The sequence below is a fragment of the Streptosporangium sp. NPDC049046 genome (assembly GCF_040649155.1).
Classification (GTDB): Bacteria; Actinomycetota; Actinomycetes; order Streptosporangiales; family Streptosporangiaceae; genus Streptosporangium.
In genome coordinates this window covers 89,031-108,579 of record NZ_JBEZEZ010000009.1, presented here as the reverse complement: position 1 = coordinate 108,579, position 19,549 = coordinate 89,031, and the positions used below count along the sequence as shown (strand labels likewise).

At 70.2% G+C, this 19,549-nt stretch carries 20 protein-coding genes; 5 read left to right on the top strand and 15 right to left on the bottom strand.

Going from position 1 to position 19,549, the window contains the following annotated elements; genetic code table 11:
• Positions 1 to 95: 95 nt before the first annotated feature.
• The 12 genes from AB0B96_RS14860 to AB0B96_RS14805 all read right to left on the bottom strand — a co-directional run bounded on the left by AB0B96_RS14860 (position 96) and on the right by AB0B96_RS14805 (position 11,970).
• Positions 96 to 1,439, bottom strand: coding sequence for a PhoH family protein (locus AB0B96_RS14860; RefSeq protein ID WP_350950295.1), 1,344 nt, complete (start codon positions 1,437 to 1,439; stop codon positions 96 to 98).
• A 221-nt stretch (positions 1,440 to 1,660) separates the two neighbouring features.
• Positions 1,661 to 2,428: an isoprenyl transferase gene (locus AB0B96_RS14855; protein ID WP_350950296.1), complete on the bottom strand. Its 768-nt coding sequence runs from the start codon at positions 2,426 to 2,428 to the stop codon at positions 1,661 to 1,663.
• A gap of 78 nt (positions 2,429 to 2,506) precedes the next feature.
• The gene (locus AB0B96_RS14850; protein WP_362898903.1) at positions 2,507 to 2,983 is read right to left on the bottom strand and encodes a hypothetical protein; all 477 of its coding nucleotides are present in this window, start codon (positions 2,981 to 2,983) and stop codon (positions 2,507 to 2,509) included.
• A gap of 292 nt (positions 2,984 to 3,275) precedes the next feature.
• Positions 3,276 to 4,064 (bottom strand): TIGR04222 domain-containing membrane protein, encoded by a 789-nt coding sequence (locus AB0B96_RS14845; RefSeq protein ID WP_362898901.1) that lies wholly within the window; start codon positions 4,062 to 4,064, stop codon positions 3,276 to 3,278.
• A 102-nt stretch (positions 4,065 to 4,166) separates the two neighbouring features.
• A complete protein-coding gene (locus AB0B96_RS14840; protein WP_362898899.1) occupies positions 4,167 to 4,550 on the bottom strand; it encodes a hypothetical protein in 384 nt (127 codons plus the stop codon).
• Entirely contained in the window at positions 4,543 to 5,355 is an 813-nt protein-coding gene (locus AB0B96_RS14835) for a DUF692 domain-containing protein (protein WP_362898897.1), read from the bottom strand. The genes AB0B96_RS14840 and AB0B96_RS14835 overlap by 8 nt, the downstream gene beginning before the upstream one ends.
• Positions 5,348 to 6,334: a TIGR04222 domain-containing membrane protein gene (locus tag AB0B96_RS14830; RefSeq protein ID WP_362898895.1), complete on the bottom strand. Its 987-nt coding sequence runs from the start codon at positions 6,332 to 6,334 to the stop codon at positions 5,348 to 5,350. The genes AB0B96_RS14835 and AB0B96_RS14830 overlap by 8 nt, the downstream gene beginning before the upstream one ends.
• Before the next feature lie 211 nt (positions 6,335 to 6,545).
• Positions 6,546 to 8,345, bottom strand: a complete 1,800-nt coding sequence (locus tag AB0B96_RS14825) for a phosphoenolpyruvate carboxykinase (GTP) (RefSeq protein WP_362898893.1) — start codon at positions 8,343 to 8,345, stop codon at positions 6,546 to 6,548.
• A gap of 289 nt (positions 8,346 to 8,634) precedes the next feature.
• Positions 8,635 to 9,162 carry a hypothetical protein gene (locus AB0B96_RS14820; RefSeq protein ID WP_362898891.1) on the bottom strand — a complete coding sequence of 176 codons (528 nt, stop codon included), beginning with the start codon at positions 9,160 to 9,162 and terminating at the stop codon, positions 8,635 to 8,637.
• Between the two features lie 271 nt (positions 9,163 to 9,433).
• Positions 9,434 to 10,729: a C40 family peptidase gene (locus AB0B96_RS14815; protein WP_362898889.1), complete on the bottom strand. Its 1,296-nt coding sequence runs from the start codon at positions 10,727 to 10,729 to the stop codon at positions 9,434 to 9,436.
• 199 nt (positions 10,730 to 10,928) lie between these two features.
• Positions 10,929 to 11,429, bottom strand: coding sequence for a transcription elongation factor GreA (gene greA, locus AB0B96_RS14810; RefSeq protein ID WP_350950305.1), 501 nt, complete (start codon positions 11,427 to 11,429; stop codon positions 10,929 to 10,931).
• A gap of 112 nt (positions 11,430 to 11,541) precedes the next feature.
• A complete protein-coding gene (locus AB0B96_RS14805; protein WP_350950306.1) occupies positions 11,542 to 11,970 on the bottom strand; it encodes a DUF4307 domain-containing protein in 429 nt (142 codons plus the stop codon).
• Between the two features lie 227 nt (positions 11,971 to 12,197).
• Between AB0B96_RS14805 and mca the strand changes: the two genes are divergently transcribed.
• The 3 genes from mca to AB0B96_RS14790 all read left to right on the top strand — a co-directional run bounded on the left by mca (position 12,198) and on the right by AB0B96_RS14790 (position 13,793).
• Positions 12,198 to 13,094 carry a mycothiol conjugate amidase Mca gene (gene mca, locus AB0B96_RS14800; RefSeq protein WP_362898887.1) on the top strand — a complete coding sequence of 299 codons (897 nt, stop codon included), beginning with the start codon at positions 12,198 to 12,200 and terminating at the stop codon, positions 13,092 to 13,094.
• Between the two features lie 34 nt (positions 13,095 to 13,128).
• The gene (locus AB0B96_RS14795; protein WP_350950386.1) at positions 13,129 to 13,329 is read left to right on the top strand and encodes a hypothetical protein; all 201 of its coding nucleotides are present in this window, start codon (positions 13,129 to 13,131) and stop codon (positions 13,327 to 13,329) included.
• Positions 13,330 to 13,475: 146 nt separating this feature from the next.
• A complete protein-coding gene (locus AB0B96_RS14790) occupies positions 13,476 to 13,793 on the top strand; it encodes a GNAT family N-acetyltransferase (RefSeq protein WP_350950387.1) in 318 nt (105 codons plus the stop codon).
• A gap of 203 nt (positions 13,794 to 13,996) precedes the next feature.
• On the opposite strand, the gene AB0B96_RS14785 is transcribed toward AB0B96_RS14790, so the two are convergent.
• The 3 genes from AB0B96_RS14785 to AB0B96_RS14775 are packed head-to-tail and all read right to left on the bottom strand — an operon-like array spanning position 13,997 to position 16,581.
• On the bottom strand, positions 13,997 to 15,157 hold the full coding sequence (locus AB0B96_RS14785) for a hypothetical protein (RefSeq protein ID WP_362898885.1): 1,161 nt from the start codon (positions 15,155 to 15,157) through the stop codon (positions 13,997 to 13,999).
• Positions 15,158 to 15,208: 51 nt separating this feature from the next.
• A complete protein-coding gene (locus AB0B96_RS14780; protein ID WP_362898883.1) occupies positions 15,209 to 16,126 on the bottom strand; it encodes a cytochrome c oxidase assembly protein in 918 nt (305 codons plus the stop codon).
• Complete coding sequence (locus tag AB0B96_RS14775) at positions 16,084 to 16,581, bottom strand: DUF2243 domain-containing protein (RefSeq protein WP_362898881.1); 498 nt, start codon at positions 16,579 to 16,581, stop codon at positions 16,084 to 16,086. Before AB0B96_RS14775 ends, AB0B96_RS14780 begins: the two co-directional genes overlap by 43 nt.
• A 34-nt stretch (positions 16,582 to 16,615) precedes the next feature.
• On the opposite strand from AB0B96_RS14775, the gene AB0B96_RS14770 reads away from it, so the two are divergent.
• Together AB0B96_RS14770 and AB0B96_RS14765 are read left to right on the top strand one after the other, a co-directional pair.
• Positions 16,616 to 17,026: a hypothetical protein gene (locus tag AB0B96_RS14770; RefSeq protein ID WP_362898879.1), complete on the top strand. Its 411-nt coding sequence runs from the start codon at positions 16,616 to 16,618 to the stop codon at positions 17,024 to 17,026.
• 382 nt (positions 17,027 to 17,408) lie between these two features.
• Positions 17,409 to 19,460 (top strand): thioredoxin domain-containing protein, encoded by a 2,052-nt coding sequence (locus AB0B96_RS14765; protein WP_362898877.1) that lies wholly within the window; start codon positions 17,409 to 17,411, stop codon positions 19,458 to 19,460.
• The last annotated feature ends 89 nt before the right edge of the window (positions 19,461 to 19,549 follow it).

Below are 19,549 nucleotides of genomic sequence, written 5' to 3'. Positions count from 1 at the left end.
GCGCGGAGCCACAACGCGCGGAGCCACAACGCGCGGAGCGCGGTCGCGGGGCCCGTACGGCCCGCGACCGCGCTCCGGCGGCGTCCGACGCCCCGTCACATCGTGATGTCCTCCAGCATCTCGGTGACCAGCGCCGCGATCGGCGAGCGCTCGGAGCGGGTCAGGGTGACGTGCGCGAACAGCGGGTGTCCCTTGAGCTTCTCCACCACCGCCACGACGCCGTCATGGCGCCCCACCCGCAGGTTGTCGCGCTGGGCGATGTCGTGGGTGAGGACGACCCGGGAGTTGGCGCCGATCCGGCTCAGCACGGTGAGCAGCACCCCGCGCTCCAGCGACTGCGCCTCGTCCACGATGACGAAGGCGTCGTGGAGCGACCGGCCACGGATGTGGGTGAGCGGAAGCACCTCCAGCATGCCCCGGTCCATGACCTCCTCGATCACCTCGGGCGTGGTGACCGCGCCCAGGGTGTCGTAGACCGCCTGCCCCCACGGGCCCATCTTCTCGTTCTCGGAACCGGGCAGGTAGCCCAGTTCCTGGCCGCCCACGGCGTACAGGGGACGGAAGACGATGACCTTGCGGTGCTGACGGCGCTCCAGGACCGCCTCCAGGCCCGCGCAGAGGGCGAGCGCGGACTTGCCGGTGCCCGCCCGGCCGCCCAGCGAGACGATGCCGACCTCGGGGTCCATCAGGAGGTCGAGCGCGATCCGCTGCTCGGCGGAGCGGCCGTGCAGGCCGAAGACCTCGCGGTCGCCGCGTACCAGCCGCACCGACTTGTCGGGCAGCACCCGGCCCAGCGCGGAACCCCTGCTGGACAGCAGGCGCAGGCCCGTGTGGGTGGGCAGGTCACGGGCGTCGACCAGGTCGGCCGTGCCGTGCTCGAAGAGGGTCTCGACGTCCTCCGCGGTCACCTGGAGCTCGTCCATGCCGGTCCAGCCGGACTCCACCACGAGTTCGGCGCGGTATTCGTCCGCGGCGAGCCCGATGGAGGCGGCCTTCACCCGCATCGGCAGGTCCTTGGAGACCAGCACCACGTCGTGGCCCTCGGCGGCGAGGGTCTTCGCCACGGTCAGGATGCGGGTGTCGTTGTCGCCGAGCCGGAACCCGACGGGCAGGATGGACGGGTCACTGTGGTTGAGCTCCACCCGGATGGTGCCCTCGCCGATCGGCATGGGCTCGTCCAGACGTCCGTGTGTCACCCGGAGTTCGTCGAGGTATCTCAGCGCCTTGCGCGCGAAATATCCGAGCTCTGGATGATGGCGTTTGCCCTCCAACTCGGTGATGACGACGATCGGGAGGACGACCTCATGCTCGGCGAAACGGCTCATCGCCGTTGGATCCGCCAGGAGCACCGAGGTGTCCAGGACGTACGTGCGCCGCTGCACTGCCGGCGACGTGGGTGAGGACGAAGGGTTTGCCACGCGTTCTCCCCCGGGCACCATTGACGGTGCCCTGCCATGAGCTGGGATGCGGACCGGCCAGGGGCCCGCTCACGAGAACGTCGAGCAGGGACCGTTGACCGGCCCTCCTCAGCAGGTCGTGACGCAAAGGCGGGCCCTCTCCGGCGTAGGTGAGCTGTGCTCTCCTACTTCTTACGGTACGTCCTGAATGCCCGACTTCCAACTGCTTAAGACCGCCCGAAAGGGGTCGTTCATGTGGAATTTCAGGAACCGTACCTGCGGTGTCGCGCGGCGTAGGAGCGGAGAGCCCGCAAGAAGTCGACCCTGCGGAAGTCAGGCCAGTAGGCCTCGCAGAAGTAGAATTCGGAGTGAGCGCTCTGCCAGAGCAGGAAGCCTGAGAGCCGCTGCTCCCCCGATGTCCGGATGACCAGATCCGGATCGGGCTGACCGCGCGTGTAGAGATGCTCCGCGATGTGCTCGACATCGAGGACCTCGACAAGGTCCTCGATACTTGCGCCCTTGCTCGCGTGCTCCTGGAGAAGGGAGCGCACCGCATCAGCGATCTCACGCCTTCCTCCATACCCAACAGCAACGTTCACAATCAAACCGGGACGATGTGATGTCGCTTCTTTTGCGTTTTTGAGCACCCGAGCCGTGTGATCAGGTAAAAGATCAAGCGCGCCCATGGGCTTGATGTGCCATCCGTCGGCCACGAGTTCCTGGACCACATCCTCGATGATCTTCACCAGGAGGTCCAGCTCGTCCTTGGAGCGGTTGATGTTCTCGCTCGACAGCAACCACACGGTGACGACCTCGACACCGGCCTCCCGGCACCAGCCGAGCAGCTCCGAGATCTTGTCCGCGCCCTTGCGATGCCCGCGGCTCACGTCGTCGAGGCCCATCGAGCGCGCCCAGCGCCGGTTGCCGTCGACGATCACGCCGACGTGCCGGGGAACCATCTCCTTGTGACGGGACAGCTTCGACTCAAGCCGGCGTTCGTACAGGCGGTAGACGAGATCGCGCACGCCCATTGAAGCCCCTCCCTCAGCACTGCCACGAATGGGCACTGACAGGCAATTATCACCGCCCCGCGGACCTCTCGGCCCCCGCTACAGGGATCTGGCGGCCCTGCCCGGGTTGGGAGATCTCAGGCACTCCTCGGCCTCCGCGACGAGCGCCTCCACGAAAACGCCCAGCTCGGAGGAGGTCAGAACGGCGCGCATCCCCACCCCGTCGCTACCCCCCGCCTCCAGGAACGCCCTTCTGGTGACCCGCCACTCTCCACCGGGCCCCCGTCGCCCCGGAACCCAGATCGGGATGGTCCGCAGCTGGCAGCGGAGTTCGCCCCCGCCGACGACACCGTTCCTGGCCCGGTAACGAAAGGCGAACAGTTCCTCGTCGCCGGGAAAGCGGTCGTCGGGGTCGGGCCATCGGGCCTCGTGACCCGCACGCGCCTCGGCGACCCCTCGCGCAAGCCGGGTGAGCAACCAGCCGCACCGCTCACCCACCGTGCCGTACAGCGCGCCGTCGCGGTGGAGCCGCAGGGTGATCTCGTACGGCGTACCGGCACTGTCACGGCACGCCACTGGCGTAACGGTCAGATAAGAACCATCAAGACAACGCAGTCCCCCCACCTCAGAGAGGGTATCCCGCCCCAGTCCGCCAAAACATGATCAACGCCCTCCATGTCCCCGCCATCCGGGCGACGGCCCCGGCGCACACCCTCAGGACCGCGTCACCCGGGCGTCCCCACCCACGCACCTCCCCAGGAGCACGCCACCCCGGCGGCGCCGCCCAACGCCTCCAAGACCACGCCACCCCGGCGGCGCCGCCCCGTACACGTCCCCGAGGCGGCGTCACCCGGCCTGTCCGGGGTCCTCAGGAGCCGCCGCCGCAACCGCCGCCGCCACAGCCGGAACCCGAACCGGAGTCGCCGGAGGCGCCGCCGCAGCCCCCGCCGCCGTAATAGGAGGAACTCGCCGAGGTGCCGGAGCCGCCGCCACGGCGGGAGGAGCCGCGCCGAGGCGCGCGAGGCGGTGGCGGGCCTTCCATGGACAGGATCTCCGCCAGTCGCCCGTCCTCCAACTGCTTCAGACCGTGCAGGGCGACGCCCAGGATGCTCAGCTCGTCATGGTCGACGTGCTCTCCGGCACGGGGTGGCAGAGACCTGTCCTCGCGGTGGCGCAGGCGGTAGTGGGCCAGCGCGGTCTTCCCCGCACGATTGAGGTGGGTGGGGTTGGCCCGCCCCGAACCGGGCGCGTCGATCAGCCCCAGATCCCTCAGCCGCGCGATCAGCATGGTCACCGCGGTCCCCTGGGCGACCCCGTTCCTGACCACCCAGACCGGCACGCCGCCCGCATGCCCCCTGAGGTGCTCGAGGACCTCGGTCTCCACCGGCTGGGTGAGTACGCCGATCTGGCCTGACACCTGCGTCAGCCGCCCGTCACGCTGCGCCCTCACCGCCCTCACCGCCCCTGCCGCGGTCAGGGAGGCGAGCACGGTGTCGGCCACCCTGGGCCGGCCGCCCGCGAGCAGCGCCAGCTCGTACGGCGTCAGCTCGGGCCCCTCGTAGACGCGCGAGGGGCGCATGGCGAGGCGCAGCGCGATCAGCCCCGCCACTCCCAGAAGCGAGAGACCCACCACGACGACGATCTGTACGCTCTGCATGACGGCCTCCGGGACGGTCCCTGCCTGAGGTTCACTACCCGGTGGACGAACGGGAAGGGCCGGAAGTTTCTGCCGCCCTCTGTCCGGCAGGACTGATATCGGTTACCCGGCTCGGCGGCGTCCGCCGAAGAGCCACCATCGGCGGGGCGGGGGGCCGGGTTCCGGGACCGCGGGCTCCTCCGGCAGCCGTCCCGCCGCGCGGAGGTGGTCGGCGAAGTCACGGGCATCGGCGTGGGAACCGCCCTGCGGCTTGGGACGGCCCCGCGCGTAGGCGTCGAACTCCCCGGCGAAGCCGTCGCCGAGCAGCGCGGCCAGATCGGGCCGCAGTCTGGCCACGGTCCTGCGCCGCTTGGAGATCAGGGCGGCCTCCTGGATCCGCAGCCGCTCCCGGTCGAAACCCCGGGGCGCCTCCTCCCCGGCCACCAGGGCCGCGACCAGGGCCGCCTGCGCCTTGGCCAGCGCCTCCCTCGCCTCGTCCTCAGACACGGGCCATCGCACCGCGGATCCGGTCGAGCTCCCCTTCCAGCGCGCCGTCGCTGGGGTAGTCGTCGTCCCATTCGAGCAGCACCCCGGGCGGCTCGACCCGCGCGCACAGCTCGGAGAGGATGTCCAGCACGTCCTCGGGGACGTGCGCGGTGTGGGTGTCGTGCCACAGCCCCCGGTGGGAGTGGCCCCCGGCGACGTGGACGTAGGCCAGCTCGGACAGCGGCAGGCCGTCCAGCGCGGCGACGGCCGACAGCCCCAGGTTGACCTGGTTCGTGTAGAGGTTCGCCACGTCGATCAGGAGCCCGACACCCGTCATCTCCACCAGTTCGCCGAGGAAGGCGGCCTCGGTCATCTCGTCCTCCGGCCAGCCGAACAGGGCGGCGACGTTCTCCAAAGCCAGCGGTACGGGGAGGGCGTCCTGCGCCCGTCGCACGTTCTCGGCGACGACCGAGAGCGCGGCCCGGGTGCGCGGGACGGGAAGCAGGTGCCCGGCCTCCATCCCGCCCGCCCGTACGAAGGCGAGGTGTTCGCTGACCAGCGGCGCGTCCAGGGCTCGGGCGCAGTCCGCCAGATGCGCCAGCCGCCGCGGGTCGGGGGACTCGGCGCCACCGATGCCGAGCCCGACACCGTGCGGGATCACGGGCGTCCCGCGGGCACGCAGCACCCGCAGTGACTCGGGGAGCCGGGAGGGGTTCACGTTCTCCGCGATGACCTCGACGAAGTCGACACCGGGCAGCCGCTCCACGGTCAGGTCGATCTCCGGCCGCCAGCCGATGCCCACCCCCAGCGCCCCAGGCTCAGCCACCGCACCCGCCACCGCAACCGGAGCCGCAGCTGGAACCGCAGCTGGAGCCGCCGCCGTCGCTCGATCCGCCGCCGTCACCCGACCCGCCGGAGTCGCCCCAGCCGCCGGAGCCGAAGTCGCCGCCACCTCCGAAGGAGAGGCCGTCACCGGAATTCGAGCCGCCCCCGCAGGCGCCCGTGGCGCAGCTGTTGGCGGCGCCCGCGGTCTGACGCTGCAGCTCCTCCTCCAGTCCGGGCTCGTTGAGCTCGCTCAGGCCGTACAGGGCGACGGGAATGCCGACGGCGAAGGCCAGATCGGGCACCAGCGGGCGGCTGCCTCGCACATGGGCTTCGCGTGCGGAGGCGAGCACCTGGTGGCCCGCGTTGCTCAGGGCGTCGCGCAGGGCCCGCTTCTGCCGCGAGTAGGCGGAGAAGCCGCCGATCGCCGAGATCATCCCCACCAGGAGCGCGAAGGTGCCCAGTCCTCCGGTCGCCCCGGCGAGCAGGATGCCCGCCACGACGATCACCTCGATGATCGAGGCGATCTGGAGCCGGCTGAGCAGCGCCTGCGCGTGGTCGAGCGCACCTTCGGGCACGAGCAGGCCGAGCCCCAGCAGCCGGTAGCGCAGACTCTCCACGCCCCGCCCCTCGGCCACCGCGCGGCGGACCTCACCCACAGGGGCCGAGCCTCCGCGCAGGTGGAGCGCCTCCATGACGGCGTGCTCGATCGGGTCGGGAGAGGGTTTGGCGCCGGCGACCAGGCTGGTGTGCCCGCCTCGCGAGACCCGGATCACCCCGGCCCTGGCCAGCAGGCCGAGCGCGGTGTTGATCACGCGGCGCGGCCCTCCGGCGAGATAGGCGAGCTCGTACGGGTTCGGCGGTCCGCCGTAGTGGCCGGCCATGGCCGAGCGGACCCGGCGGTGCTCACGGCGCACCGTGAGGGCTGTGGAGAGGATGACAAGGCCGACGACACAGGCGATGACGAAGAGCGAGAACTCCATGTCCGCCTCCTCGGGGGGAAAGGTGGGCCACAGGAGCGGCGTCCCGTGCACTCAGATGGACGCGCACAGCCTGGCAGAAGTTTCGCCCGACTTCGACGGCGACTCAGTGAGATGTCGGTCACCAGGCGAAATGCGGCCACCCGCCCCGAGTACGCCGGAGACCGGGAGCCAGGGCTCCCGGTCTCCGGCACGCCCGGATGGCACGGTCCTTTCAGCCCAGGCGGGCGACGAGGGCCTCGTGCTCCTCCCAGAGCTCTCCCGGCAGGTGATCGCCGAAGGTCTGGAAGAAGGCGGGCATGAGCGACGCCTCGTGCCTCCAGATCTCCTCGTCGACGCTCAGCAGCGTCCGCATGTCCTCGTCGGAGACGTCGAGGCCCTCGGTGTCGAGCCGCTCGGGGAGCAGGCCGATGGGGGTGCGTACCGCCTCCGCCTCGCCGTTGAGGCGGTCGACGATCCACTTGAGAACGCGGGTGTTCTCGCCGAAGCCGGGCCAGATGAACCTGCCCTCGTCGTTCTTGCGGAACCAGTTCACGTAGTAGACGCGCGGCAGCCGCGCGTTCTCACGCCGACCGATCTTGAGCCAGTGGGCGAAGTAGTCGCCCATGTTGTAACCGCAGAAGGGCAGCATCGCGAACGGGTCGCGGCGCAGCTCGCCGACCTTGCCCTCGGCCGCGGCGGTCTTCTCCGAGGCGATGTTCGCCCCTACGAAGACGCCGTGCCGCCAGCCGAATGCCTCCGTCACCAGGGGGACCGCGCTGGCGCGGCGCCCGCCGAACAGGATCGCGGAGATCGGCACGCCCTCGGGGTCCTGCCACTCGGGGGCGATCGTCGGGCACTGCGCGGCCGGGACCGTGAAGCGGGCGTTGGGGTGCGCGGCGGGCTCGCCGGACTCCGGCGTCCAGTCGCGGCCCTTCCAGTCGGTCAGGTGCGCCGGGGGCTCGTCGGTGAGGCCCTCCCACCACACGTCGCCGTCGTCGGTGAGGGCGACGTTGGTGAAGATGCTGTTGCCCCACAGCGTCTTGACCGCGTTGGCGTTGGTGGACTCGCCGGTCCCGGGGGCGACGCCGAAGAATCCCGCCTCGGGGTTGATCGCGCGCAGCCGTCCGTCGGCGCCGAAGCGCATCCAGGCGATGTCGTCGCCGATCGTCTCGACCTTCCACCCGGGGAGGGTCGGCTGGAGCATGGCGAGGTTCGTCTTCCCGCAGGCGCTCGGGAAGGCCGCCGCGACGTAGCGCGTCTCTCCCGAGGGCGGGGTGATCTTGAGGATGAGCATGTGCTCGGCGAGCCAGCCCTCGTCGCGGGCCATCGTGCTGGCGATGCGCAGGGCGTAGCACTTCTTGCCGAGCAGGGCGTTGCCGCCGTACCCGGAACCGTAGGACCAGATCTCGCGGGTCTCGGGGAAGTGGCTGATGTACTTGGTGGGGTTGCACGGCCACGGCACGTCGTCCTGGCCGGGCTCCAGCGGGGCGCCGACCGAGTGGACGGCCTTGACGTAGCCGCCGCGCTCCTCGATGAGCCGCAGGGCGTCCTCGCCCATGCGGGTCATGACGCGCATGGACACGACCACGTACGGCGAGTCGGTGATCTCCACGCCGAGCTGGGAGATCTCACCGCCCAGGGGGCCCATGCAGAACGGCACCACGTACATCGTCCGGCCCCGCATGCTGCCCTTGAAGATCTCGCCGAAGGTACGGCGCATCTTGGCGGGAGCGATCCAGTTGTTGGTCGGCCCCGCGTCCTCCTCGCGCTCGGAACAGATGTAGGTCCGGTCCTCGACCCTGGCGACGTCGCTGGGGTCGGAGGCGGCGTGGAAGCTGTTCTGCCGTTTGGAAAGGCGCGTGAAGGTGCCCTGCTCGACCAGCAGGTTCGTCAGGCGGGTCCATTCGGCCTCGGAGCCGTCGCACCATTCGATCCGGTCCGGCTGGGTCAGCTCGGCGATCTCCTTGACCCACCCCGCGAGCTCCTCGTGGCGGGTCGGGCTGACGGCGGTGGCATCTACGACAACAGACACTACTTGGGCTCCTTTACACTTCCCGGGACCAAGGCATCATTGACGACCGGACCGCGTCCAATCCAATTGGCGTAGACCACTGAATTAACGCGATCACACGTCTCGACACCCCAGACCCGACGCCCCTGCCGACGTATGCCCAGGCAGGAGGCGCGGGGTTTCGAAACCCCTACCCAAAAGAAGTGACTCTAAAAAAGCCGTTCCACCAATGGTATAGGCCAATAAGAAAGGTCTAAACCAATCACCGGACAGGTTCAGACCAATTTTTTCGCCATTTTCCCCGATGGGGTCAGGAATTCACGTCCGGACCCGCGGCCCGCACACGGTCGACGTGTTGCAGCGCGTCCCGCAGATCCGCCAGCCAGGTGTCGGTGTGGTTGCCCACCAGACGCACACACCAGGCGAGCGCGTCGCTGCGACTGCGGGCCACTCCGGCGGCGACGAGAGTGTCGAGCACCTGGCGCTCCGACTGCTTGAGCCGGGTCATGACGGGCACCGAGAGTGTGGTGAACATCACCGTCTCGTCACCGACCGCGACGCCCCAGGAGACCTTCCTGCGGAAACGATGCTCGGCCTCCAGCGCGATCTCGACGCGCCGCTCCCTCGTCTCCTCACGGAAACGCAGGATGCCGCCCTCCACCGCGGCGGAACGCTCCACCTCCGAGACGTCGTCACCGAGCGCGGGAGCCCGGAGCCTGCCGACCACCGCGATCTCCTCGCGGTCGAGCACGATCTCCACTCCACCCTCGAACCACTCCTCGGGGAGCCTCCCCGAGAACCAGCCGCGCAGCTTCTCCACCGCTTCATCGTTTTCCATGTAATTTAGATTACATCGCTTCGTAGATCGAAGCCAGCATTGCGAGGGAAGACCGGAGAAGCGCCCGCGGGCGAGGAAACGAAGTGGCCGAAGTCAGGTCCCCGGGTGAGCGCGGCGGTCGATCACCCGAGGGCGATCGAAGTCGCGCGCTCGGCATCGGGCCGGCGGAGCCGGACCGGCACACCAGGGCGACACCCGGACCGGCACACCAGGGCGGGATCGGGCCGGTGGCCCCGGCGGCACCTGGTCGGCGGACCCGGGCGGCACCGGGCTAGCGGACCCGGGCGGCGACCCCCGGGCTGATCCGGACGGCCCCGGCGAAGTTGCGGGTGGTGACGGGAACGAGCTTGACCACGTCGCCGGTCCTGGGAGCGTGCAGCATCTTGCCGTCTCCCCAGTAAATGGCCACGTGCGAGACATAACCGGGGTTGGTGGGGTCGTGCCGCCAGAACAGCAGGTCACCGGGCTGCGCCTGGGCGAGCGGGATCTGGGGTCCTGAGACGAACTGCTGGTGCGTCACCCGGGGCACCTTGATCCCCGCCTGCGCGTACGCCCACTGGACCAGGCCCGAGCAGTCGAAGCTGTCGGGTCCCTCCGCCCCCCACACGTACGGGCGGCCGAGCTTGCCGATCGCGGCGGTGAGGGCGGTCGTGACCTGCGGGGCGGTCATGAAGGAGCTCGCGGACCAGGTCGTCGCGGTGTTGTCGGGAGTCACGCTCCTGCCGGGAGCGGTGGTCTTGCCGGGAGCCCGCAAGACCGGGTTGATCACCGCGACCTGTGACCCCTTGGGCAGGGCGCGCAGGAGGGTGAGGCGCAGCTTCGCGGAGTCGGCCTTCGGCGCGCTCACCACGAGCGCGTTGTTCTCCGGGATGCCCAGGGCGCGGGCGGTCGGCCGGGAGACCACGGCGTCGATGGCGCCCATGCCCATCGTGGCGTAGGCGCCGACGCGCAGCTCGCGCCCGGCGGTGGTGAAGGTCTTGCCCAGCGGCATGCCGCCGTCGTTGCCCAGGACGAAGGAGACGGCGACCTCCCCCGCCGAGACGTTCCGCCAGAGCCGGTCGGAGCGCGCGGTCGGTTTGGGGGTGTACGCACGGAACGTCGAGGGGTTCACCCCGAGGGTCTGCACCCGCTTGCCGTCCAGGACCACCTCGGCGGCGTCGGCGCGCTCCACCGCCCGCACCCCGGAGAGCTGGGCGACCTTGGCGACCGCGGCCGCGCTGAGCGGCCTGTTCGCGACGACGAACAGGTGCGGCTGCCGCATCGAGGTGAGCGGCGCCACCGGTTCCGGCGAGCTACCGTTCTGCCTGTCCTGGACGGGTTTGGCCACCTGGGTCGGCAGGGTGGCGACGGACTTGCGCATCGTGATCTTCTCGGGCTCGGTCTCCGGCATCTGGGTGAAGACCATCAGACCGGTGGCCAGCAGGCCGACGAGCAGGACCGCCAGGATCGGAACCGCCCGCCTCATCAGGCGGGCGGTGCGGTAGCTGTAGCGGGGACGAGGGGTGTAGGCGAGGTCCTGCCGGGCCTCCCGGATCAGGTCGGAGACACGTGGTCGCCGCTTGAACACGACATATCCCCTTCCCCGCGAACTCCAGCCCTACGAGGGTGCCGTAGACCGTCCCAGGATGCACGCAAACCCACCGAAAAGCACCCAATCTGCAATGCAGCCACAAGTTTTGCGAAAGCCTGTCAAATCTTTGGGCACACGGCAATCCGCCGGGACGCCCGTCCCGGCGGATCAGCGAATCGATCAGGGTTCGCGGAGGTCAGTTGCCGATGTACGGCACGGCCTCAAGGATCTCGACCGTGTTGGAACGGCCGTTCGGCATCGTGTAGGTCGCCTTCTCGCCGATCTTCTTGCCGTTGATCGCCGAACCGAGCGGCGACTTGGGCGAGTAGACGTCGATCGGGGCGCCGCTCTCCTCGCGCGAGGCCAGCAGGAAGGCGACCTCCTCGTCGTCGCCCTCGAAGCGGACGGTGACCGTCATTCCGGGGCCGACCACGCCTTCGGTGCGGGGCGCCTCACCGACCTTGGCACTGTCCAGGATCTGGCGGAGATGGAAGATCCGGGCCTCCATCTTGCCCTGCTCGTCCTTGGCGGCGTGGTAGCCGCCGTTCTCCTTCAGGTCGCCCTCTTCGCGTGCCGCCTCGATCTTCTTGGCGATGTCAACGCGCCCGGGCCCCGAGAGGTGCTCAAACTCAGCCTTCAGGCGGTCATACGCCTCCTGAGTGAGCCAGGTGACGCTCTCGTTGTGGGAGTCGGCCACGGGTTCTCCTTGCTTCCTCGGGGGCTTCGTGCTTGGTGCCTGGGGGGTTGCTGTCGGTCGAATCTCGAAAGGCTAACAAGTTAACCCCTCAACCGCCTCCCCAAATGTCTCACTATACGAGATAGCAGTACTGGACGTGAACGGAAGTGGCCCGAGCACTGGTCTCTAGCCGTTCGGTAAGCCGAACATACCCCTCACCAGCCGGAATATTGACCTCCTTGCTGCCGACCTCGACGTGGCTGACATCGGTGGCCCGCAGGCGGCAGAGCGCCGCGCGATCGGATGGTTTGACCGCTTCGAAGGTGATCTGCGCAGAATCGCCGCGACTGGTGTCGAATGCGATGACCTGGTCGATCACCTCCGTGTCCCCCTTCGCCGCCCACATCACGTAGCCCCACCCCCCGGCGCACACGACGCAGAGGATCGCGATCACGGCGTGCACCACGAAACGCCCCCTGCGCTCCGGGCGGTCGGGAAAGTCGCCCGGGGTGCCGAGGACGGGACCGTCCCGACGGCCCTTCTCGGCTTCGCTGGTGGCCATGACGGAATCTCCCTGCACTACCTCGGTGTTATCCGAGACAATTGTCCCCTGCGAGGGCCTCGCCCTCGCGACCGCCCAAGAGAAACTAACCTCTCCCTAGAGTGACGTAAGCCGAGGGCGCGCGGGGGCACCACGTCGAGCGGAGCGGAAGACACGGCCAGGCGGGCCGTCCGCGAGGCGACCGACGACGATCCGACGCGCGACCGACATAAGGAGACACCGAGCCCGTGAGTGCACCGCTCAGGCTGATGGCCGTTCACGCGCATCCCGACGACGAGTCGAGCAAAGGCGCCGCCACCATGGCGCGCTACGTGGCGGAGGGCGTGGACGTGCTGGTCTGTACGCTCACCGGAGGCGAGCGCGGGTCAATCCTGAACCCGAAGATGGACCGCCCGGAGATTCTTGAGAACATCGGCGAGGTCCGGCGCCTGGAGATGGAGCGCGCCCGCGAGATCCTCGGCGTGCGGCAGCGCTTCATGGGCTTCGTCGACTCCGGCCTGCCCGAGGACGAGAGCGAGCCGCTGCCCGAGGGCTGCTTCGCCCTGCAGCCGCTGGAGATCGCCTCGGCGCCGCTGGTGGCGGCCGTCCGCGAGTTCAGGCCGCACGTGATCCTGACCTACGACGACGACGGCGGCTACCCGCACCCCGACCACATCATGACCAACCGCGTCTCGGTCGAGGCGTTCGAGGCGGCCGGCGACCCCGACCGCTACCCGGGCACCGGCGAGCCCTGGCAGCCCATGAAGCTCTACTACCACATGGGCTTCACCAAGGACCGGTTCGAGGCGCTGCACGAAGCGATGAACGCCCGCGGCATCGGCTCCCCGTACGCCGACTGGATCTCCCGCTGGGAAGATCGCCCGCAGAAGTGGCCGGTGACCACCCGGATCCCCTGCGGCGACTACTTCGAACTCCGCGACGAGGCGCTGCTCGCGCACGCCACGCAGGTCGACCCGGACGGCTTCTGGTTCGTCTGCCCGCGCGACCTGCAGCGCGAGATCTGGCCGACCGAGGACTACCACCTGGCCCGATCGCTCGTGGACGTCGGGCTTCCCGAGGACGACCTGTTCACGGGCGTCCACGCGGAGGTCCCCGCGGACACGGTCTCGCACGCCTGCCACTGACGCGACCATGGGGTGGCGGTGGCAAACTTGACATGTGATTGCATTCGACATCGTCACCAAGGGTGACGTCAGTCCGGGCCTCCTGGGCTTCCTCGTCATCGCCGGTCTGGGGTTCGCCCTCTACATGCTGGTCAAGTCGATGAGGAAGCAGATCTCCAGGATCGAGGTCCCCTCCGAGGCCGAGCTGAGGGAGCAGAAGACCGACGTCACCACCACGACGCCGACCGCTCCCTAGCCCCGACAGCTCGGACGACCCCGCGCACCTCCGGCGTGCCCGGGGTGATCGCCCACATCCCCGGCCCCACGACCCCGACCGGCCGCCGTGCGACACGCACGGCAGTGGGCCGAATCGATAACCCCCGAGAACGAGCGAGGACGAGCATGGCCGACGACATCGAGGTCTCCGACAACCCCGAGGCCCTCCGCTTCGAGATCCTGCTGAAGGGCGAGGTCGCCGGATTCGCCGCGTACCGCCTGCGCGCCGGGAAGATCATTTTCACCCACACCGAGATCCTCCCCGAGCACGAGGGCAAGGGCCTGGGCAGCAGGCTCGCCTCCGCCGCCCTCGACGCGAGCCGCTCGTCGGGACGGTCGGTCGTGCCGCTCTGCCCGTTCATCTCCCGCTACATCCGGCGCCACCCCGAATACCGGGATCTGGTGCCCGAGGGCTATCGCGACCTCCTCGACGAGGAAGCCTGACCTCGCGGTTCGCACCGGAAACCGAGAGCGGGGAGTCGGTGGCCGGGAATCGAGGGCGGAAGGTCACCCGAGGGTCGCCGGTCACCGGACGGCGCCGCGGCCTGGCCCCGGCGGGCTCACGAGGGCTCCCCTGAGCCGTACGGGCACGCGTCGGAATCCTGGCTTCCTCCCGGTCGTACGGGGTCCGTACGCGAGCGTCCCCGTCAGTCGCCGAGGGTGTCCGTCGAGGACCAGGCGCGCTCCAGCGCCTTGGGTAGCCCCCATCGGCCCAGCGAGGTGAGCACCTCGGTCCTGTCGACGATCCCGAGGCACGCCCAGAGCGGGGTGACCGAGCTGAAGAGCGTCTCGGCCGCCTCCAGGTCCTCCGGCTCGTCCAGATCGACGTCGATGTCCTCCGACTCGGCGATGAGCCTCGCGATCCGCTCGGGGGACGCCAGCACCCCGGGGCCACGCCTGGCCAGGGCGGCGACCACGGCCAGCCAGTCGGCGTGGTGGATCGCGCACAGGGCGGCCAGCACCGAGTCCTCGTGGCTGAGCTCCCCGTCCAGATCGGAGAAGATCTCCAGCCGGTCGTCCTCCTCCGACAGGTCGGAGATCGGCCCCGCGATGCCCGCCGTGACGGTGAGCCAGAGCTCCTCGTCGTCGGCCGGCAGCGGCTCCCCCTCGTACCCGGCACAGGCCCGCAGCACGTTGCCCGGATAGCCGGGCCTGCCCAGCACCTCGCGCAGCCTGCTCGCCGCGGCCCGCAACTCCCTGACGGGCCGCTCGGGGGCGGGCAGTTCGGCCAGGATGCGCCGCAACTCGCTCAGGGCGAACGCCTCCTCCTCGTCCCAGGCGGCGAACAGCTCCTCGTCCTGCTCGTCGGAGACCGCCGTCCCGGGGACCCGGCCGTCGGGCAGCGGGCTGGTGAGCCAGCGCTCCTGAAGGTCCGCGTAGGCCTCCCTCGCCCCCTCGTCGCCCCGGGCGAGCGCGTCCGGGTCGATCTCCCCCGCCGCGACCCGTTCCTCCAGGTGGGCGACGAGCCCGCGGAACATCTCCTCGCCGACCGGCCCCCGCTCGTCCTCCTCGGGCCAGACGAAGAAGCTCGGGGTGAGCAGGAGCGGCTCGGTGCCAGTGGACTCCATCCAGCGCTGCACATCCCCCACGGTCGCGGCGCCGGACTCGATCGCGCTGAGCGTCGCCTTCGCGGAGTCCCAGAAGGGCACCGACAGCGGGTTTCCCGTCGCCAGCAGCGCCCGCCTCAGATCGGGCAGCGCCACCAGCGCCACCCCTGACGGCACGGCGAGCAGCGCGCGGGCAACATCACGCCGGGTCAGCTCGGAAGCCGCCCTTCCGGCGTGCACACAGACGAAGTCGAGATCCACGCCCAGTGAGCCTACGCCCGAAGCGCCGCGAACACACCTTCCCGCCCGGTGTCACCTCCCGTACCGGGACGCCGGGCCCGCCGGGAAAGCCTCAGGGCTCGATCCGGGACCCGATTCAGGGCTCGATCCGGGGCCGGCACGGCCGGCCGCCCGCGCGGGGCGCCAGGTGCTGACCAGCGCGAACGCCAGCAGCAGTTCGGCGATGTCGCCGCCGTAGTACATGATCTCCGCGGCTCCGCGCAGCTGTTCGGCCGGCACCGGCACGTCGACGAGGAGTCCGGCGTACATCAGCTGCGACAACGCGGTGTGTACGGCGATCGCCACCCCCAGCACGACCAGCCGCAGGGGGACCGAAGGGCGCCGCGGCGCCGGATCGGGACCGGCGATCACCCAGGCGAACAGGCACCCGGACAGCAGGAAATGCAGGTGCGTCAGGTGGTGCGGCAGCCCGCCGGTGGAGGTGATCCGATACAGCGGCGTGCAGTACAGCGCCACCATGGCCCCCACGCTGAGCAGCAGCGCGATCCACGGGTCGGTCAGCAGGTGCACCGCCCGGCTGCGCAGCACCGCGCCGACACGCCGCCCGTGGACCGGCGACAGCGAACGCAGCAGCAACGTCACCGGGGCCGCGAGCACCAGGCCCAGCGGCGCGAGCATGCCGATCATCAGGTGCTGCAGCATGTGCCCGCGAAAGTCCGTCCCGGCGAACGCGGCGACGGGGCCAGTCACGGCGGCGACGACCAGCGCGACGCCCGTGAGGAAACCCGCCGTCCGCCATCGGCTCCAGCCCCTGGGCTCACGGCCGCGCCGCACCGCCAGAAGCACGTATCCCACCGCCACCACGGCGAGGACCGTCGGCGGCAGTGCCGCCACCAGGTCGCCCCCGTGGACCCCGTGACCCCCGTGCGTCCCCTGGGGCAGGGCGATCACGACGTCGGCGCGGCGGGGGTACGCCCGCCCTCGTCGCACAGTTCGACCGGATCGCCACCGCGTTGCAACAGCCACCCGCCGAGCACCAGCAGCGCGCCCAGGAGCAGGAATCCCAGATCCCACCAGGTCTGGTACGGCCCGGTCCGTACGTGGTGGATGCCCAGCAGATGGTGATCGATCACGCCCTCCACCAGGTTGAACACCCCCCATCCCACGAGGATCCAGCCCCACAGCTTCCGCGATCTCCACACCCGGCCACGGGAGTGCAGGACCCGCGAGTACAGCAGGCCGAGACCGATCAGCACCGCCAGCCAGGTGAACGCGTGGAACAGCCCGTCCCACAGCGTGTTCATCCGCAACCCTGGAACGGTGTCCACCGGGTAGTACCTCACCCCGATGTTGTCGGTGTTCGTGCTGGACAGCATGTGGTGCCACTGCAGGATCTGGTGCAGCAGGATGCCGTCGACGAACCCTCCCAGCCCGACGCCAAGCACCGCGCCCGGCAGGGCGATCCGCCCGGCACCGGCCTTGCCTTCCGGCCTGTCCGGCCTGTCCGGCCTGTCCGGTCCGTTCGGCCTGTCCGGTCCGTTCGGCCTGTCCGGTCCGTTCGGCCTGTCCGGTCCGTTCGGCCTGTCCGGTCCGTTCGGCCTGTTTGGTCCGTTCGGCCTGTTTGGTCCGTTCGGCTTGTTTGGTCCGTTCGTCATCACGGCCCCCTCGCCCTCGGTTCGTTCGGTTCGTTCGGTTCGTTCGTCATCACGGCCCCCTCGTTCCCGGCTCGCGCCCGGTCAGTTCTGTCCGTTCCACGTACGGGTCAACATGGTCCGTGATCACATGCCGCCCGCCGACCCGCCGCTTCACCGTGAAGAGGGACCGCTCCGCCCGTGGATGTGGCGGGGTTCCCCGGCAAACCTCACCAGAACCACCGGCGGGCGTATGTGAGCGACGCACCCGGGTGCGTCGCTCACGGCCTAAAATTTCGACCACGGCCGCACGGAAATCGATCATGGCGATGGCGACCGCGCGACGGGTGTCCCGCCCGCGCTCGCGGCGTCGTCCCCCTCCGGGGTTGGTGTGAGGGGCAGCGAGCGGGAAGAACCACGACGCGCGACCTCCGCGCACCTCGCGAGAGGAATCACACACCGCGACGCGGGAAAGAGCTGCGACCGGCACCACTGACAGGAGGACCCACCGTTCACGCACCGCGCACGCGGGAAAGGGCCCCGGCCTCCTCCCCGTCGTCAGCTCGTCAACGAGGGCGATTCCCACGGTCACCCGTGAGGGTTCCTGCTTCAGTGCCGGTCGCCCGCCAGAAAGGACTCCCATGAACCGTTTGAAGGACGCGACGAGCCCGTATCTGTTACAGCACGCGGACAATCCCGTTGACTGGTTCGAATGGGGTGAGGAGGCGTTCGCCGAGGCCACCCGGCGGAACGTGCCGCTGCTGATCAGCGTCGGATACTCGGCCTGCCACTGGTGTCACGTGATGGCCCACGAGTCCTTCGAGGACCGGGCCACGGCCGCTCTGATGAACGAGCTTTTCGTCAACGTGAAGGTCGACCGCGAGGAGCGGCCGGATGTCGACGCGGTGTACATGGCGGCCACCCAGGCCATGACCGGTCACGGTGGCTGGCCGATGACGGTCTTCGCCACCCCCGGGGGCCACCCCTTCTACACCGGCACCTACTTTCCCAGGCAGCAGTTCCAGCGGCTGCTGACCGGCGTGTCGAACGCCTGGACCGGCGAGCGGGAGGCCGTGCTGGAACAGGGCTCGAAGATCGTGGAGGCGCTGAACGAGCGGTCGGCGCTGCCGTCCGGGCCGCTTCCCACGCCGGACACGCTCACCCGGGCCGTGCACAACCTGGCCGAGTCCTTCGATCCGGTCCGCGGCGGTTTCGGCGGGGCACCCAAGTTCCCGCCGTCGATGGCGCTGGAGTTCCTGCTGCGGTACGGCGCGGCCACCGGGGGCGCGGCGGCCGAGGGTGCGACGGCGGCCGAGGGAGACGGAGGGCGGGCGACCGCCGAAGCGGCGATCTCCATGGCCGGGCGGACGCTGGAGGCCATGGCGCGGGGTGGCATCTACGACCAGCTCGCCGGAGGCTTCGCCCGCTACAGCGTGGACGCCGAGTGGGTGGTTCCTCATTTCGAGAAGATGCTCTACGACAACGCCCTGCTCCTGCGGGTCTACACGCACTGGTGGCGCTCCACCGGCTCCGCGCTGGGCAGGCGGGTGGCGCTGGAGACGGCCGACTGGCTGCTGGCCGAGATGCGCACCCCCGAGGGGGGTTTCGCCTCCGCCCTGGACGCCGACAGCGAGGGCGTGGAGGGCAAGTTCTACGCCTGGACCCGCGAGGAGCTCCGTGAGGTCCTCGGCGAGGAGGACGGGCTCTGGGCGATCGAGCTGTTCGAGGTGACCGGGACCTTCGAGCACGGCACCTCGGTGCTGCAGCTCCTCGCCGACCCCGACCCCGGCGAGGAGGAGCGGTTCGCCCGGGTACGCTCCGCGCTGCTCGCCGCGAGGTCCCGCCGGGTGCGGCCGGGACGGGACGACAAGGTGGTGGCCGCCTGGAACGGCCTGGCCATCGCCGCCCTCGCGGAGACCGGCGCCCTGTTCGAGCGGCCGGACCTCGTCGAGGCGGCGCGCGAGGCGGCCGTGCTGGTCGACGAGCTCCACGTGGACGGCGACCGGCTGCTGCGCACCTCCCGCGACGGCAGGGCCGGCGCCAACGCCGGAGTCCTGGAAGACTACGGCGACCTCGCGGAGGGCCTGCTCACCCTGTACGGGGTGACCGGCGAGGTCCGCTGGTTCCACCGGGCCGAGGCGCTGCTCGACACCGTCCTGGAGCGGTTCTCCGACGGCTCCGGCGGGTTCTACGACACCGCCGACGACGCCGAACCGCTCTTCCAGCGCCCACGGGACGCGACCGACAACGCCACGCCGTCCGGCCAGTTCGCCGCCGCGGGCGCGCTGCTCTCGTACGCCGCGCTGACCGGCTCGGCCAGGCACCGCGAGGCCGCCGAGGCGGCTTTGGGCACGGTCACCGTGCTGGCCGGCAAACACGCGAGGTTCGCCGGGTGGGGGCTGGCCGCGGCCCAGGCCGCGCTGTCCGGTCCGATCGAGGTCGCGATCGTGGGCCCGGCGGGCGATCCGGTGACGACCGCCCTGCACAGGACCGCCCTGCTGTCTCCCCTACCGGGTCTGGTGCTGGCGCTCGGCGATCCGGGTTCCGGATCCGGTTTCGGGGAGGTTCCGCTGCTGGGCGGGCGGGGGTTGGTGGGCGGCGAGCCTGCGGCGTACGTGTGCCGCGGCTTCACCTGCAGGATGCCCGTCACCACCCCCGAGGCCCTTCGAGCCGAGCTGGCGGGCGAGGCGTAACGGCAGACCGGGATCAACGGCCGGGCGGAGCGGTCGCCTGGCCGGATTCGGATGCCCGGATCGCGGTCGGTTGTCCCGGCCGAGGTCAG

Bases quoted from the DNA above. Each gene is read 5' to 3' on its own strand.
- AB0B96_RS14855 (WP_350950296.1), bottom strand. From the start codon at position 2,428: ATGGGCGTGCGCGATCTCGTCTACCGCCTGTACGAACGCCGGCTTGAG.
- AB0B96_RS14765 (WP_362898877.1), top strand. From the start codon at position 17,409: ATGAACCGTTTGAAGGACGCGACGAGCCCGTATCTGTTACAGCACGCG.
- AB0B96_RS14820 (WP_362898891.1), bottom strand. From the start codon at position 9,162: ATGGAAAACGATGAAGCGGTGGAGAAGCTGCGCGGCTGGTTCTCGGGG.
- AB0B96_RS14790 (WP_350950387.1), top strand. From the start codon at position 13,476: ATGGCCGACGACATCGAGGTCTCCGACAACCCCGAGGCCCTCCGCTTC.
- AB0B96_RS14860 (WP_350950295.1), bottom strand. From the start codon at position 1,439: ATGGTGCCCGGGGGAGAACGCGTGGCAAACCCTTCGTCCTCACCCACG.
- AB0B96_RS14805 (WP_350950306.1), bottom strand. From the start codon at position 11,970: ATGGCCACCAGCGAAGCCGAGAAGGGCCGTCGGGACGGTCCCGTCCTC.
- AB0B96_RS14845 (WP_362898901.1), bottom strand. From the start codon at position 4,064: ATGCAGAGCGTACAGATCGTCGTCGTGGTGGGTCTCTCGCTTCTGGGA.
- AB0B96_RS14830 (WP_362898895.1), bottom strand. From the start codon at position 6,334: ATGGAGTTCTCGCTCTTCGTCATCGCCTGTGTCGTCGGCCTTGTCATC.